Raw genomic sequence first — 14,980 nt, forward strand, 5'->3', positions numbered from 1 at the left:
CGAGATCTACACTCTCTCCGTCGTCGGCAGCGTCAGATGTGTCTAAGAGACAGACAAGGAGGAGCCACCCCACGCCTGAAGGAGATTGCCATGATTGTCCGGATCAACCCCTTTGCCGCCCTCGAAGACATCAGCCGGCGGCGTTTTCTCTTCGGTTCCGGCGCGCTGCTCTCGGCCAGCGCCGTCGCCCTGCTTGCGAACCGCCCCGCCCTCGCCGCCGAATATGGCAAGAAGAAAGGCGGCGACTCCACGGCCGACGTCCGCATCCTCAACACCGCGCTGGGCGCGGAACTGGAAGCCATCGCGGCGTACGGCGTAGGCGCGCAAAGCGGACTGCTGCAAAAGGCGACACTGGATCTCGCCCTGCAGTTTCAGGGTCAGCACAAGGAACACGCCGACGTGCTCGCCAAGACGGTGCAGAAGCTCGGCGGCAAGCCGGTCGAGGCGAAAGCGCACTACGAGTTTCCGACCGACAAGCTGAAGACGCAGGCCGACGTGCTGGGCTTTGCGGCGGGGCTCGAAAAAGGGGCCGTCAGCGCCTATCTCGGTGCCGTCCCGCTCTTCCAGGAGCGTGAACTCGCCAGGGCCGCCGCCAGCATCCTCGGCGACGAGGCCATGCACTGGGCCATCCTGCGCCAGGCGCTCGGCGACAACCCGGTCCCGGCGGCCTTCGTGTCATGATCCGGAACGCCGCTGCCGCGCTTGCGCTGCTCGCGGCACAGTGCGCCGCAGCCGCCGCCCCTCCACACGGCGACCCGGCGCGCGGCGCGGCGATCTACGACCGCTGCGCCGCCTGCCACGCACTTGCCTACAACCGCACCGGCCCGAAACACTGCGGCCTGTTCGGACGGCGCGCCGGCAGCGTGCCGGATTTCGAATACTCGCCGGCAATGGCGAAGGCAAAGTTCAAGTGGAACGCGGAAACGCTCGATCGCTTCATTGCAAACCCCACGCGCGCGGTCCCCGGCACGACCATGGGCTACGCAGGCATCCCCGACCGGCAGGAACGCGCCGACCTGATCGCCTGGCTCCGGGTAGCCACGGCCGACCCGGCCGATTGCCGGCACTGACGCTCCCCTGGCCAGCCCCCCGGCCCGGCCTCTTCGCCCTCACTCCGCCCCCGGATCCTCCGCCGGATCGGGAAACAGCACATCGGTAAAGCCGAAGCGGCTCATGTCGCGCATGCGCATCGGGTACAGGATCCCCGCCAGATGATCGCATTCATGCTGCACCACGCGCGCATGAAAACCTTCCACGCTGCGGTCGATCGCGCTCCCGTCCGGCGCTGATCCCGTATAGCGGACGCGGCGCAAGCGCGGGACCAGTCCGCGCAGGCCCGGCACCGACAGGCAGCCCTCCCAGCCGTCCTCCTCCTCGTCGCCGAGCGGCGTGATCACCGGATTCACCAGGACCGTTCGCGGCACGGGCTGCGCATCGGGATAGCGTTCGCTGTGCTCGAATCCGAAGATCACCACCTGCAGGCCCACACCGATCTGCGGCGCAGCCAGCCCCACCCCGCCGGCCGCGGCCATCGTGTCGAACATGTCACGGATCAGTGCCTCGAGGTCGGGCGTCCCAAAGGCGCTCACAGGCGCGGCAGCTTGCAGCAGGCGCGGATCGCCCATGCGCAGGATGGTTCTGACAGCCATTGATCGCTCCGGAACTGTTCGATGGATGGAAGCACGCGGGGAAACCGCACCGGATCTCCCGACCCGCGCCCGTCTCGGCAGAACGCACTATAGTCATGTAAACGCGGACACGCGACCACCTGCAGGCCGGCCCCGAATCACCGCGCCTGCGCACACGGAGAACCGGCCATGAAAACCTCCCTCGTCGTCACCCTGATCGGCCCGGACCGCCCCGGCCTCGTCAATTCCCTCGCCGCGCGCGCCAACGCCTGCGGAGCCGGCTGGATGGAAAGCAGCATGGCCCAGCTTGCCGGCCAGTTCGCGGGTATCGTGCGGCTCGAAATCGACGAGCCGGCCATTGCCGACCTCGAAAAGTCGCTGCTCCCGCTCGAAAACGAAGGACTTCACCTGCGCTTCGAGCGCGGCATCCCGCCGACCACCGCCTCGCTGCGCGAAGCCCGGCTCGAACTGACCGGTCACGACCGTCCCGGCATCGTGCATGAAATCTCGGCGGTTCTCGCGCGTCACGGCGTGAGCATCGACAAGCTCGATACCGCCTGCGAAAACGCATCGTTCAGCGGTGAACCCCTGTTCCGCGCCCATGCCGAGCTGCGCGTCCCCCCGGCGGTTCTGGCATCCGAGCTGCGCCGCGACCTCGAAGCGCTGGCCAACGAACTGATGGTCGACCTGAGCCTCGAAGACCAGCCGCCCCGTTGAACCTGCCTCCATCCGCGTCGCCGAATTGGACCGTTTTTCCCGCGCTTATCGGCGCAGTGCCCATCTCGGCGGCGCATTAAAGTGCTCCCATGTCCGAACCAGTTGGTACGCACGGACGAGGAGCGGCGAATGGAACTCGAATATCTCGAATACGACTGCGAAGTGATCGATCTCGACGACCTCTCGGCGCACGCCGGTGACGCCCAGGCCGACGAGACGGCGGAGGCCGCGTTCGCGAGCTGGTTCACCGACGGGCGCAGCCGCAATGGCTCCCAGCCAGGCGCCAGGGCCAGCTGACACCCGCGGCGGCCGTCACTGAAGCCGGCCACCAACGATCGCCCTTCGCCGCATGATTCCGCACCGAGCGGCACGATGACGCTGGATCTCTTCGAAACGGACGACGCTTCCTCCACCGGGCGCGAAGCGCTCGCCCCCGGCGCCGTGGTCCTGCGCGGATTTGCCCGCGCAAGCGCAGTCCTCCTGCTGGCCGAGATAGAGCGCATCGCGGCCCGCGCGCCCTTCCGCCACATGCTCACCCCCGGCGGCCAGCAAATGTCCGCTGCGATGACGAACTGCGGCCCCCTCGGCTGGGTCTCCGACCGGCGCGGCTACCGCTACGAACCGGCCGACCCGCAGAACGGGCACCCCTGGCCATCGATGCCCGAATCCTTCCGCCGCCTGGCGCACGACGCTGCCGCCGCGGCCGGCTTCCCGGGCTTCGCTCCCGACGCCTGCCTGATCAACCGCTACGAACCGGGCACCCGCATGTCGCTGCACCAGGACCGCGACGAGCCGGACCTCACCGCACCGATCGTCTCGGTGTCGCTCGGCCTGCCGGCGACCTTCCTCTTCGGCGGCCTGAACCGCGGCGACGCCAGCGATCGCATCGCACTCGTGCATGGCGACGTGGTCGTGTGGGGCGGCCCGTCGCGACTGCGCTTTCACGGCATCCTCCCCGTGCAGGAAGGTACTCACTCCCTTCTTGGTCGCCAGCGCATCAATCTGACCTTCCGCAAGGCGACCTGAGCGCCCGCGCCGGCCCGGACACCACGCTTCCAATCCGGCACGGCCAGAAACAAAAAACCCGCAGAGCCTTACGCTGTGCGGGTTTCTGATGCCGTAGAGGCGAGTGTTCGTGGTGGGTGCTAACGGGGTCGAACCGCTGACATCCTCCTTGTAAGGGAGGCGCTCTACCAACTGAGCTAAGCACCCGTGCCGGACGGGTGCTTAGCCCCCGATCCAACAAAGTCGATCAGTTTACTGCATCTTTCAGGGCCTTGCCAGCCCTGAACTTCGGAACCTTTGCTGCCTTGATCTTGATGTTCTTGCCCGTGCGCGGATTGCGGCCGGTTCGCGCGGCACGCGTACCGACATGGAAGGTACCGAATCCAACGAGGGTTACGGAGTCGCCTGTCTGAAGCGCGCCCTTGACTGCCGCGATCGCTGCATCGAGTGCCTTTCCCGCAGCCGCCTTCGACAATTCCGCTTGCGAGGCGATTTGGTCGATCAGTTCGGATTTATTCACTTAAGTCCCCTTCTGGATATGAAAGCGATGACCCGAAATGCGCAAACCCTCTGCCGGAGCCGCATTCAGGGCGATTCCAAATGCGTTGCGAGAAGCACGGACTTTATAGCGCGCCGTATTCCGGGGTGTCAATACGCGCCGCAGCGTTTTACAACGCTACAGCGCGTATTGACGCGGGACTTGTCGAACTGTCGCCCCGGAATCAGTGCGCGCGGACGGCCTTGCCCGTCGCACTGCTCTCGCCGGACTCGGTCGGCGGAGCCTCTTCCGCGGGGGTTTCCGGAAGAGGCTGGGGCCGGCGTTCGAGCGCATGCTCCAGCACCTGGTCGATCCAGCGCACCGGAATCAGCTCGAGCGTATTCTTGATGTTCTCGGGAATCTCGGCGAGGTCCTTGACGTTCTCTTCCGGAATCAGCGCCACGCGGATGCCGCCGCGCACGGCCGCCAGCAGCTTTTCCTTCAGGCCGCCGATCGGCAACACCTCGCCGCGGAGCGTGATCTCTCCCGTCATCGCGACATCACAACGCACCGGAATGCCCGTGAGCACCGACACCAGCGCAGAGCAGATCGCGATGCCGGCCGACGGACCGTCCTTCGGAATCGCCCCTTCCGGCAGGTGGATGTGGATGTCGCTCTTCTGGTAGAAATCTTCCTGGATACCGAGCGAACGCGAACGCTTCCGCACCACGGACAGGGCAGCCTGGATCGACTCCTGCATCACTTCGCCGAGCTTGCCCGTCGTCATGACCTTGCCCTTGCCCGGCAACGCAACGGCCTCGACGGTCAGGAGCTCGCCGCCGACCTCCGTCCACGCCAGGCCGGTCACCTGGCCGACCTGGTTTTCCTTCTCGGCCATGCCGAAGGAGTACTTGCGCACGCCCAGGTACTTGTCGAGGTTCTTCGCGTTCACCACGACCTTGCTCGTACGCTTCCTGAGCACGAGCGACTTCACCACCTTGCGGCAGATCTTCGAGATCTCGCGCTCCATGCTGCGCACGCCCGCCTCGCGGGTGAAGTAACGGCACACGTCGCGCAGGGCTTCCTCGGTCACGGACAGTTCGTCGCGCTTGAGCCCGTTGTTCTTCATCTGCTTCGGCAGCAGGTAACGCAAGGCGATATTGACCTTCTCGTCTTCCGTGTAGCCCGACAGGCGGATCACCTCCATCCGGTCAAGCAGCGCCGCCGGGATGTTGAGCGTGTTCGCCGTCGCGACGAACATCACGTCGGACAGGTCGAAATCGACCTCGATGTAGTGGTCCTGGAAGGTGTGGTTCTGCTCCGGATCGAGCACTTCCAGCAGCGCAGAACTCGGATCGCCACGGAAATCCATGCCCAGCTTGTCGACTTCGTCGAGCAGGAACAGCGGATTCTTGACGCCGACCTTGCTCATGTTCTGCAGGATCTTGCCCGGCATCGAACCGATGTAGGTCCGCCGGTGGCCGCGGATCTCGGCTTCGTCGCGCACGCCGCCGAGCGCCATGCGGATGAACTTGCGGTTCGTCGACTTGGCGATCGACTGGCCGAGCGAGGTCTTGCCGACCCCCGGAGGCCCGACCAGGCACAGGATCGGCGCCTTGACCTTGTCCACGCGTTGCTGGACCGCCAGATATTCGAGGATGCGTTCCTTGACGCGCTCGAGACCGTAGTGGTCCTTGTCGAGGACCTTCTCGGCTTCCGCGAGGTCACGGCTGACGCGCGACTTCTTCCGCCACGGCAGACCGACCAGCGTGTCGATGTAGTTGCGCACGACCGTCGCTTCCGCCGACATCGGCGACATCAGGCGCAGCTTCTTGAGTTCCGCCTGGGCCTTGGCGAGCGCCTCCTTCGGCATGCCCGCGGCCTTGATCTTCTTGTCCATCTCCTCAAGGTCGGCCCCTTCCTCGCCTTCCCCGAGTTCCTTCTGGATCGCCTTGACCTGCTCGTTGAGGTAGTACTCGCGCTGGCTCTTCTCCATCTGGCGCTTCACGCGGCCACGGATGCGCTTTTCGACCTGCAGGATGTCGAGTTCGGTCTCCAGCTGCGACAGCAACCGCTCCAGGCGGTCGCCGGTATCGGACATTTCCAGCACTTCCTGCTTCTGCTCGAGCTTGAGCGGCAGGTGCGCGGCAATGGTGTCCGCGAGGCGGCCGGCATCGTCGATCCCGGACAGCGACGCGAGGATCTCCGGCGGGATCTTCTTGTTCAGCTTAACGTACTGGTCGAACTGGGCAATGATCGCCCGCCGCATCGCCTCGAGTTCGTTGTTGTCGGTCTCGGGAACGGGTACCGGCGTGACCTTGGCCACGAATACGCTGCGCAGGTCTTCCACCGAGTCGACACGCGCGCGCTGCACGCCCTCGACGAGCACCTTGATCGTGCCGTCGGGAAGCTTGAGCATCTGCAGGATGTTGGCAATGCAGCCGATCTCGTAGAGATCTTCGGCCGCGGGCTCGTCCTTGGCAGCGGATTTCTGCGCCACCAGGAGAATGCCCTTGCCCGCCTCCATGGCGTTCTCGAGTGCCTTGATGGATTTCGGGCGACCCACGAAGAGCGGAATCACCATATGCGGGAACACCACCACGTCGCGCAGCGGCAGCAGCGGCAGTTCCATTTGCTCGTCGGGGAGGTCAAGCGGGCCTGACATGATTGTTTTTACCTCGAAAGGACTGGTCAGGCCCACATGGGGCCCAACCACGAAAAATCAAGCGGCGCCCAGAACCGATTTTTCGGATTCAGTTGGAACCCGCTACCTTCTGCTGATCCGCATAGATCAGCAGCGGCTGGGCGCCTTCTTCGATCGTACCCTCGTCGACGACCACCTTCTCCACGCCCTTCAACGTGGGCAGGTCGTACATGATGTCGAGCAGCGCGGCTTCGAGGATCGAGCGCAGGCCGCGCGCGCCGGTCTTCCGGCGGATTGCCTTGCGGGCCACGGCGTGCAGTGCCGCCGGACGGATCTCGAGTTCGACGCCTTCCATCGAGAACAGCTTCTGGTACTGCTTGACCAGCGCGTTCTTGGGTTCGACGAGGATCTGGATCAGTGCAGCCTCGTCGAGCTCCTGAAGCGTCGCGACGACCGGCAGGCGGCCGACGAACTCGGGGATCAGGCCGAACTTGACCAGATCCTCGGGCTCGACCTGACGGAACGATTCGGTCACGTCGCGGCCCTGGCGGCTCTTGATCTCGGCGCCGAAACCGATGCCGATCTTTTCGGTGCGGTTGCGGATGACCTTTTCCAGGCCATCGAAGGCACCGCCGCAGATGAACAGGATGTTGGTGGTGTCGACCTGGATGAAATCCTGGTTCGGGTGCTTGCGCCCGCCCTGCGGCGGAATCGAGGCCACCGTGCCTTCGATCAGCTTCAGCAGCGCCTGCTGCACGCCCTCGCCGGAAACGTCGCGGGTGATCGACGGGTTGTCCGACTTGCGCGAGATCTTGTCGATCTCGTCGATGTAGACGATGCCGTGCTGCGCCTTGTCGACATCGTAGTCGCACTTCTGCAGCAGCTTCTGGATGATGTTCTCGACGTCCTCGCCGACATAACCGGCTTCGGTGAGCGTCGTCGCGTCGGCCATCACGAACGGCACGTTGAGGAGACGCGCGAGCGTCTGCGCAAGCAGCGTCTTGCCCGAACCGGTCGGTCCGATCAGCAGGATGTTGCTCTTCGACAGCTCGACATCGTCCTTGCGCCCCGAAATGTGGCGCAGGCGCTTGTAGTGGTTGTACACCGCAACGGCCAGGTTGCGCTTGGCCTGCTGCTGGCCGATCACGTACTGATTGAGGATCTCGCAGATCTCCGCGGGGGTGGGCAGGCTGTTGCTGCCTCCATCCCCATCGGCCGATTGTGCAATCTCGTCACGGATGATGTCGTTGCACAGCTCGATGCACTCGTCGCAGATAAAGACCGACGGTCCCGCAATGAGTTTGCGAACCTCATGCTGACTCTTTCCACAGAACGAGCAGTAAAGCAGCTTTTCGCCACCCGTCTTCTTTTCCGTCATGGTCTTCCTCTCGTATGTCAGGCTTCGGAACGAGTCGTCAGCACCCTGTCGACAATGCCGTACTCCACCGCATCCTTGGCCGACATGAAGTTGTCACGATCCGTATCCTTCTCGATGCGCTCGAGCGACTGTCCGGTGTGCTTCGCGAGCATCTCGTTGAGACGGGCACGGATATTCAGGATTTCACGGGCGTGGATCTCGATGTCCGACGCCTGCCCCTGGAAACCGCCCAGCGGCTGATGGATCATCACCCGCGAGTTGGGCAGGCAGAAGCGCTTGCCCTTCGCGCCGGCGGCGAGCAGGAAGGAGCCCATGCTCGCGGCCTGCCCGATGCACAGCGTGCTGACGTCGGGCTTGATGAACTGCATCGTGTCGTAAATGGCCATCCCCGCCGACACCGATCCCCCGGGGGAGTTGATGTAAAAGAAGATGTCCTTGTCGGGATTTTCGGACTCAAGGAAGAGCAACTGCGCAACGATCAGGTTGGCGGTGACGTCGTTCACCGGCCCGACCAGAAACACCACGCGCTCCTTGAGAAGGCGCGAATAGATGTCGTAGGCGCGCTCGCCCCGACCGCTCTGTTCAACCACCATCGGAACCAGCCCGAGGCCGACCGGATCCCAGCTGCTGCTCGATTGAGGCGCCATGTTGCTCATTCCTTGGTCTTTCGCGGCATCAGGCCGCGTTGTTACCCATCAGTTCGTCAAACGATACCGCGTTCTCGGCAGTCTGGGCCTGCGAAGTGACCCACGCGACCACGTTGTCTTCGATCACCACGGCCTCGGCCTGTCCGAGACGCTCCGGCTGCGCGTAGTACCAGCGTACCAGTTCCGAAGGATCCTCGTAGCTCTGGGCCATCTCTTCGACCAGGGCACGAACCTGCTCCGGTTTTGCGTAGAGTTCCTTCGCCTTCACGAGTTCGGCCATGATGAGGCCCAGTTTGACACGACGCACGGCCTGATCGGTAAACCAGGCGGCCTCGACCGGGATGTCCTTCGTCTTCATGCCACGCATCTCGAGGTCGCGCTTGGCGTTCTCGGCGAGTTGATGGCTCTCGGCATCGACCAGCGCCTTCGGCACTTCGATCGGATTGGCGGTCAGCAGCGCGTCCATGACCTGTTCCTTGACCTTGGCCTGGATGCGGCGTTTCACCTCGCGTTCGAGGTTGGCGCGCACTTCGTCGCGCAGCTTGGTGACGTCACCGTCGGCGACGCCCAGCGCGCGTGCGAGGTCGGCGTCGACCGCCGGCAGGATCGCGCCTTCGACGCGCTTCACGGTCACTTCGAACTGCACTGCCTGACCGGCGAGGTTACGGGCATGGTAGTCCTCGGGGAAGGTCATGTCGAAGGTCTTGCTTTCACCGGCTGCCAGACCCGTCACGGCAGACTCGAAATCCTTCAGCATCGAGCCGGCGCCGATCACGAACGGGAAGTCCTGGGCCTGACCGCCTTCGAACAGTTCGCCATCCTTGCGACCGGCGAAATCGATCACGACGCGGTCACCCTCGCCGGCGGCACGCTCGGCGGTCTCGAAGCGGGTGCGCTGCTTGCGCAGCACTTCGATGGTCTTGTCGACCTCGGCATCACCGACAACCAGCACCGGACGCTCGATCTTGCTCTGGGACAGGTCACCCAGCTCGACCTGCGGGTAGACTTCGAACACGGCGCTGAATTCGAGCGTACCTTCGGCAGCTGCGTCCTTCGGCTCGATGCGGGGATAACCGGCCACGCGCAGGTTCTGCTCGCGCACGGACTCGCCGAACGCCTTCTCGACAGCCGCGCCGATCGCTTCGGAACGGGCCTGCGATTCGTAGGTTTGCGCTACGATCTTCATCGGCACCTTGCCAGGACGGAAACCCGGCATCTTCACGGTACGGGCCATGCGCTTCAGCCGGGCTTCGACTTCCTTGTCGATCTCGGCCATTGACACGGACATGTCGATGCGGCGCTCCAGTGCGCCCTGCGTTTCCTGGTTGGTCTGCATTAAGTAACGATCCCTGACAAGTCAAAATTTGCCCACAAGGCACACGCCGGGCTTACCGGGAGGCCAGCCCCCCGACCACGGAGGACGAACGGAGCGCGTAAAAATAGATTTTTGATTTTAGCACAGCACAAGGCCCTTCCTTCCAGAGTCCTTCCGGCCGCAGAATGAGGTGTCTTTGAGGTGTGTTGACTTGCGCATGGAATGAAGAAAACCACGGAACTTGAGCCCCCGGACACCCTCTGACGGGTGTCGGCGAACGGCTCGACCCAGACAGGAGAATCCAGATGACGATCTTCAATGCCTATCAGGCCCGTTTCGAGGCGGCCCGCGAAGAGGAGATGTCGATCCAGGAATACCTGGAGCTGTGCCGGTCCGACCGCTCGGCATATGCAACGGCTGCGGAACGGATGCTGATGGCGATCGGCGAACCCGAACTGGTAGACACCCGCCTGGATCCTCGCCTGTCGCGCATCTTCTCGAACAAGATGCTCAAGATCTATCCGGCCTTCCGCGACTTCTACGGCATGGAAGAGGTGATCGAGCACATCGTCTCGTACTTCCGTCACGCCGCGCAGGGGCTGGAAGAGAAGAAGCAGATCCTGTACCTCCTCGGCCCGGTCGGTGGCGGCAAGTCGTCGCTGGCCGAGAAGCTGAAGTCGCTGATCGAGAAAGTCCCCTTCTTCGCGATCAAGGGTTCGCCGGTGCACGAGTCGCCGCTGGGCCTGTTCGACGTGAACGAGGACGGCCGCCTCCTCGAGGACGATTTCGGTATTCCGCGCCGCTACCTGAACACGATCATGAGCCCGTGGGCGGTGAAGCGGCTGCACGAGTTCGGCGGGGACATCACCAAGTTCCGCGTCGTCAAGCTGCGTCCGTCGGTGCTCAAGCAGACGGCGGTCGCGAAGACCGAGCCGGGCGACGAGAACAACCAGGATATCTCGTCGCTGGTCGGCAAGATCGACATCCGCAAGCTGGAACAGTACTCGCAGGACGACCCGGACGCCTACAGCTATTCGGGCGGCCTGTGCCTCGCGAACCGCGGCCTGCTGGAGTTCGTCGAGATGTTCAAGGCACCGATCAAGGTGCTGCACCCGCTGCTGACGGCCACCCAGGAAGGCAACTACAAGGGTACCGAGGGCTTCGGGGCGATCCCGTTCGACGGCATCGTGATGGCGCACTCGAACGAGTCGGAGTGGGTTGCGTTCAAGAACAACCGCAACAACGAGGCCTTCCTCGACCGGATCTACACGGTGAAGGTGCCCTATTGCCTGCGCGTGTCCGACGAAATACACATCTACGAGAAGCTGCTGATCGAGAGCTCGCTCGCCGACGCGCCGTGCGCACCCGACACGCTGCGCATGATGGCGCAATTCGGCGTGCTGTCGCGCCTCAAGGAGCCGGAAAATTCGAGCATCTACTCGAAGATGCGCATATACGACGGCGAGAACCTCAAGGACACCGATCCGAAGGCGAAGAGCTTCCAGGAATACCGCGACTATGCGGGCGTGGACGAAGGGATGACGGGCCTATCCACGCGCTTCGCGTTCAAGGCGCTGTCGAAGGTGTTCAACTTCGACCACCGCGAAGTTGCGGCAAACCCGGTGCACCTGATGTACGTACTCGAGCAGCAAATCGAGCAGGAGCAGTACGCGCCCGAGGTCGAGGCCCGCTACATGGGCTACATCAAGGAGTTCCTGGCGCCGCGCTACGCCGAGTTCATCGGCAAGGAGATCCAGACGGCCTATCTGGAAAGCTACTCCGAGTACGGCCAGAACATCTTCGACCGCTACGTGACCTACGCCGACTTCTGGATTCAGGACCAGGAGTTCCGCGACCCGAACACCGGCGAGATCCTCGACCGCTCGGCGCTCAACGACGAGCTCGAGAAGATCGAGAAGCCTGCCGGCATCAGCAACCCGAAGGACTTCCGCAACGAGGTGGTGAACTTCGTGCTGCGCGCGCGGGCGAAGCACGACGGCAAGAATCCGAGCTGGACGAGCTACGAGAAGCTGCGCGGGGTGATCGAGAAGAAGATGTTCTCGAACACCGAGGAGCTATTGCCGGTCATCAGCTTCAATGCGAAGGCGAGCGCGGACGAGCAGAGGAAGCATCAGGACTTCGTCAACCGCATGATCGAGAAGGGCTATACCGAGAAGCAGGTGCGCTTGCTCTGCGAATGGTACTTGCGGGTCCGCAAGTCCTCGTGACCGACGCGCCGCCCGGGAGACAAGCCCCGGGCGGCGTTCTGCGCCCTTGCCGGAGATACACATGACCCGCATCATCGATAGGCGGTTCGACAGCAAGAAGAAGAGTGCAGTGAATCGGCAGCGCTTCATGCGCCGCTTCAAGCAGCAGATCCGTCGCGCCGTGAACGAGGCGATCCAGGATCGCTCCATCCGCGATCTCGACAACGGCGAGCAGATCACGATCCCCTCCAAGGATCTGAGCGAGCCGCAGTTCCAGCATGGGCGCGGCGGCATCTGGGAACAGGTTTTTTCGGGTAACGATCAGTTCGCCAGCGGCGATCTGATCAACCGCCCCCCTTCCGGGGGAGGCGGAGGTCGGGGCCAGGGCAAGGCGAGCAACGAGGGTGAGGGCGAAGACGATTTCGCGTTCCACCTCTCGCGCGAGGAATTTCTCGACATTTTCTTCGACGACCTTGCCCTGCCGAACCTGGTCCGCACGCAGCTCGCACGCATCACGGATTACAAGACGCAGCGCGCCGGCTTCACCTCCGACGGCACGCCGGCGAACATCAACATCGTGCGCTCGATGCGCGGGGCGCTGGGGCGCCGGCTCGCACTCGGGTCGCCGTTCTCGGCCCGCCTGCGCGAATTGCAAAAGGAACTCGAGAAGGTCATCGAGGAATCCGGCGAGGATTGCGAGGAAGCGCTGCAGCTCAAGGACGAGATCGGGCGCCTGCGCGCGAAGATCGACGCGATCCCGTTCATCGACAGCTTCGACCTGCGCTACAACAACCGCATCCGCGTTCCGAAGCCGACCACGCAGGCGGTGATGTTCTGCGTGATGGACGTGTCGGGATCGATGGACGAGGAGAAGAAGGCCACCGCGAAGCGCTTCTTCATGCTGCTGTACCTGTTCCTCACGCGCACCTACGAGCAGATCGACGTCGTCTTCATCCGCCACCACACCGTCGCCAAGGAAGTCGACGAGGACGAGTTCTTCCACTCGCGCGAGTCGGGCGGGACGGTGGTGTCGAGCGCGCTGAAGCTGATGCACGAGGTGGTCACCGAGCGTTACGCGCAGGGCAGCTGGAACATCTACGGCGCACAGGCCTCGGACGGCGACAACTGGGACAACGACTCGCCCATCTGCCGCGAGCTGCTGGGCGCGCAGATCCTGCCGTGGTGCCAGTATTTCGCCTACATCGAGATCACGCCGGGCGAGCCGCAGAACCTGTGGAGGGAATACGAGAAGCTATCGGGCGAGCACAAGAACTTCGCCATGCAGCGTATCGAGGAACCGGCCGACATCTATCCGGTGTTTCGCGAACTCTTCAAGAAGACTCTCGTATGAAGCGCGCCTCCGCAAAGAAGCCGAAGCAACTGCCCGCGACGTCCGAATGGACCTTCGAGGCGATCGACGCGTACCACACCGAGATCGCGCGCGTCGCCGCGAATTTCCACCTGGACGCCTACCCGGCGCAGATCGAGCTGATCACCTCGGAACAGATGATGGACGCCTATGCGTCGGTCGGCATGCCGGTGAATTACCACCACTGGTCCTTCGGCAAGCATTTTCTTTCGACGGAAAAGAGCTACCGGCGCGGACAGATGGGGCTGGCCTACGAGATCGTCATCAACTCGAACCCCTGCATCGCCTACCTGATGGAGGAGAACACGCTGACGATGCAGGCGCTGGTGATCGCGCACGCGGCGTACGGGCACAACAGCTTCTTCAAGGGCAACTACCTCTTCCGCACCTGGACCAATGCGGACGCGATCATCGACTACCTGGTCTTCGCGCGGAACTACATCGCGCAGTGCGAGGAGCGCCACGGCGAGGAGGAGGTGGAGCTGCTGCTCGACTCCTGTCATGCGCTGATGAACCTGGGGGTGGACCGCTACAAGCGTCCGCCCAAGCTGTCGCTCGCGAAGGAGAAGCTGCGCCAGGCCGAGCGCACGGAATACCTGCAGAGCCAGGTCAATGAGTTGTGGCGCACGCTGCCGGTCCACGACACCAAGCCGGGCAAGGTCGCAGCGCCGCGCTTCCCGCCCGAGCCCGAGGAAAACCTGCTCTATTTCGTCGAGAAGCATGCACCGCTGCTCGAGCCGTGGCAGCGCGAAGTCGTGCGCATCGTACGCAAGATCGCGCAGTACTTCTTCCCGCAGCGCCAGACGCAGGTGATGAACGAGGGCTGGGCGTGCTTCTGGCATTACACCCTGCTCAACACGCTCTACGACGAGGGCCTGCTCGCTGACAGCTTCATGCTGGAATTCCTGCAATCGCACACCAACGTCGTCTACCAGCCCTCCTACAACGAACGCTGGTACAGCGGCATCAACCCTTATGCGCTGGGCTTCGCGATGTGGCAGGACATCAAGCGCATCTGCGAGGATCCGACCGAGGAAGACCGCGCCTGGTTTCCCGACATCGCAGGCAGCGACTGGCGCGAGACCTTCGACTTCGCGATGAAGAACTTCAAGGACGAGAGCTTCGTCGCGCAGTACCTGTCGCCGAAGGTGATGCGCGACTTCCGCATGTTCGCGATTCTCGACGACGAGCACGAACCGAAGCTGAGGGTTTCGGCGATTCACGATGAGCTGGGCTACCGGCGCGTGCGCGAGATCCTGTCCGACCAGTACAACCTCGGCAGCCGTGAACCGAACATCCAGGTCTGGAACGTTGATCTGCGCGGAGACCGTTCGCTCACACTGCGTCACCAGCAATACCGCAAGCGCCCGCTGGGGGGAAACATCGACGAAGTGATGAAGCACATGGCGCGGCTGTGGGGCTTCACGGTGCGGCTGGAGAGCCAGCACGAGGACGGGTCGGTCGAGCTGGTGCAGGAGACGCGCCTCGAAAAACGTCGCGGGCAATCCGAAAACTGACGTGCGGCGGCATTCGATCCGCGTGCGGACAGATTGACGTCATAATTCGCACGAACGCGTAGAATCAGGGCTTTC

The 14,980-nt window shown here is 63.4% G+C and carries 14 protein-coding genes and 1 tRNA gene; 8 read left to right on the forward strand and 7 right to left on the reverse strand.

All coding sequences use genetic code 11. The features are described from left to right. Positions 1-90 precede the first annotated feature (90 nt). The gene (locus GPA22_RS06390) at positions 91-681 is read left to right on the forward strand and encodes a ferritin-like domain-containing protein (protein WP_169255272.1); all 591 of its coding nucleotides are present in this window, start codon (positions 91-93) and stop codon (positions 679-681) included. Then, a complete protein-coding gene (locus GPA22_RS06395; protein WP_169255273.1) occupies positions 678-1,070 on the forward strand; it encodes a c-type cytochrome in 393 nt (130 codons plus the stop codon). The genes GPA22_RS06390 and GPA22_RS06395 overlap by 4 nt, the downstream gene beginning before the upstream one ends. A gap of 39 nt (positions 1,071-1,109) precedes the next feature. Here GPA22_RS06395 and def read toward each other — a convergent pair whose 3' ends face one another. Then, entirely contained in the window at positions 1,110-1,649 is a 540-nt protein-coding gene (gene def, locus GPA22_RS06400) for a peptide deformylase (RefSeq protein WP_169255274.1), read from the reverse strand. Positions 1,650-1,817: 168 nt separating this feature from the next. On the opposite strand from def, the gene GPA22_RS06405 reads away from it, so the two are divergent. From GPA22_RS06405 to alkB, 3 genes are all read left to right on the forward strand, one after another. Further along, positions 1,818-2,345, forward strand: coding sequence for a glycine cleavage system transcriptional repressor (locus GPA22_RS06405; RefSeq protein ID WP_169255275.1), 528 nt, complete (start codon positions 1,818-1,820; stop codon positions 2,343-2,345). Positions 2,346-2,474: 129 nt separating this feature from the next. Continuing rightward, a complete protein-coding gene (locus GPA22_RS06410) occupies positions 2,475-2,642 on the forward strand; it encodes a hypothetical protein (protein ID WP_169255276.1) in 168 nt (55 codons plus the stop codon). Between the two features lie 75 nt (positions 2,643-2,717). Then, a complete protein-coding gene (alkB, locus tag GPA22_RS06415) occupies positions 2,718-3,371 on the forward strand; it encodes a DNA oxidative demethylase AlkB (protein ID WP_169255277.1) in 654 nt (217 codons plus the stop codon). A gap of 110 nt (positions 3,372-3,481) precedes the next feature. On the opposite strand, the gene GPA22_RS06420 is transcribed toward alkB, so the two are convergent. The 6 genes from GPA22_RS06420 to tig all read right to left on the reverse strand — a co-directional run bounded on the left by GPA22_RS06420 (position 3,482) and on the right by tig (position 9,833). After that, positions 3,482-3,557: transfer RNA gene (locus GPA22_RS06420), tRNA-Val, on the reverse strand. Between the two features lie 40 nt (positions 3,558-3,597). Then, positions 3,598-3,870, reverse strand: coding sequence for an HU family DNA-binding protein (locus tag GPA22_RS06425; RefSeq protein WP_169255278.1), 273 nt, complete (start codon positions 3,868-3,870; stop codon positions 3,598-3,600). 202 nt (positions 3,871-4,072) lie between these two features. After that, on the reverse strand, positions 4,073-6,493 hold the full coding sequence (lon, locus tag GPA22_RS06430; protein ID WP_169255279.1) for an endopeptidase La: 2,421 nt from the start codon (positions 6,491-6,493) through the stop codon (positions 4,073-4,075). Positions 6,494-6,581: 88 nt separating this feature from the next. Continuing rightward, positions 6,582-7,850: an ATP-dependent Clp protease ATP-binding subunit ClpX gene (gene clpX, locus GPA22_RS06435; RefSeq protein ID WP_169255280.1), complete on the reverse strand. Its 1,269-nt coding sequence runs from the start codon at positions 7,848-7,850 to the stop codon at positions 6,582-6,584. A gap of 17 nt (positions 7,851-7,867) precedes the next feature. Then, positions 7,868-8,497: an ATP-dependent Clp endopeptidase proteolytic subunit ClpP gene (gene clpP, locus GPA22_RS06440; RefSeq protein WP_425483949.1), complete on the reverse strand. Its 630-nt coding sequence runs from the start codon at positions 8,495-8,497 to the stop codon at positions 7,868-7,870. A 28-nt stretch (positions 8,498-8,525) separates the two neighbouring features. Beyond that, complete coding sequence (gene tig, locus GPA22_RS06445; RefSeq protein ID WP_169255282.1) at positions 8,526-9,833, reverse strand: trigger factor; 1,308 nt, start codon at positions 9,831-9,833, stop codon at positions 8,526-8,528. 284 nt (positions 9,834-10,117) lie between these two features. Here tig and GPA22_RS06450 point away from each other — a divergent pair, with 284 nt between their 5' ends. The 3 genes from GPA22_RS06450 (at position 10,118) to GPA22_RS06460 (ending at position 14,905) form a co-directional block, all read left to right on the forward strand. Continuing rightward, on the forward strand, positions 10,118-12,040 hold the full coding sequence (locus tag GPA22_RS06450) for a PrkA family serine protein kinase (protein ID WP_169255283.1): 1,923 nt from the start codon (positions 10,118-10,120) through the stop codon (positions 12,038-12,040). 61 nt (positions 12,041-12,101) lie between these two features. After that, positions 12,102-13,370 (forward strand): YeaH/YhbH family protein, encoded by a 1,269-nt coding sequence (locus tag GPA22_RS06455; protein ID WP_169255284.1) that lies wholly within the window; start codon positions 12,102-12,104, stop codon positions 13,368-13,370. Beyond that, entirely contained in the window at positions 13,367-14,905 is a 1,539-nt protein-coding gene (locus GPA22_RS06460; protein WP_169255285.1) for a SpoVR family protein, read from the forward strand. Before GPA22_RS06455 ends, GPA22_RS06460 begins: the two co-directional genes overlap by 4 nt. The last annotated feature ends 75 nt before the right edge of the window (positions 14,906-14,980 follow it).

The organism is Aromatoleum toluvorans, assembly GCF_012910905.1.
GTDB classification, from domain to species: domain Bacteria; phylum Pseudomonadota; class Gammaproteobacteria; order Burkholderiales; family Rhodocyclaceae; genus Aromatoleum; species Aromatoleum toluvorans.

Excerpts from the sequence above, each read along its gene's own strand:
- GPA22_RS06390 (WP_169255272.1), top strand. The coding sequence starts at position 91 with ATGATTGTCCGGATCAACCCCTTTGCCGCCCTCGAAGACATCAGCCGG.
- GPA22_RS06395 (WP_169255273.1), top strand. The coding sequence starts at position 678 with ATGATCCGGAACGCCGCTGCCGCGCTTGCGCTGCTCGCGGCACAGTGC.
- def (WP_169255274.1), bottom strand. The coding sequence starts at position 1,649 with ATGGCTGTCAGAACCATCCTGCGCATGGGCGATCCGCGCCTGCTGCAA.
- GPA22_RS06405 (WP_169255275.1), top strand. The coding sequence starts at position 1,818 with ATGAAAACCTCCCTCGTCGTCACCCTGATCGGCCCGGACCGCCCCGGC.
- GPA22_RS06410 (WP_169255276.1), top strand. The coding sequence starts at position 2,475 with ATGGAACTCGAATATCTCGAATACGACTGCGAAGTGATCGATCTCGAC.
- alkB (WP_169255277.1), top strand. The coding sequence starts at position 2,718 with ATGACGCTGGATCTCTTCGAAACGGACGACGCTTCCTCCACCGGGCGC.
- lon (WP_169255279.1), bottom strand. The coding sequence starts at position 6,493 with ATGTCAGGCCCGCTTGACCTCCCCGACGAGCAAATGGAACTGCCGCTG.
- clpX (WP_169255280.1), bottom strand. The coding sequence starts at position 7,850 with ATGACGGAAAAGAAGACGGGTGGCGAAAAGCTGCTTTACTGCTCGTTC.
- clpP (WP_425483949.1), bottom strand. The coding sequence starts at position 8,497 with ATGGCGCCTCAATCGAGCAGCAGCTGGGATCCGGTCGGCCTCGGGCTG.
- tig (WP_169255282.1), bottom strand. The coding sequence starts at position 9,833 with ATGCAGACCAACCAGGAAACGCAGGGCGCACTGGAGCGCCGCATCGAC.
- GPA22_RS06450 (WP_169255283.1), top strand. The coding sequence starts at position 10,118 with ATGACGATCTTCAATGCCTATCAGGCCCGTTTCGAGGCGGCCCGCGAA.
- GPA22_RS06455 (WP_169255284.1), top strand. The coding sequence starts at position 12,102 with ATGACCCGCATCATCGATAGGCGGTTCGACAGCAAGAAGAAGAGTGCA.
- GPA22_RS06460 (WP_169255285.1), top strand. The coding sequence starts at position 13,367 with ATGAAGCGCGCCTCCGCAAAGAAGCCGAAGCAACTGCCCGCGACGTCC.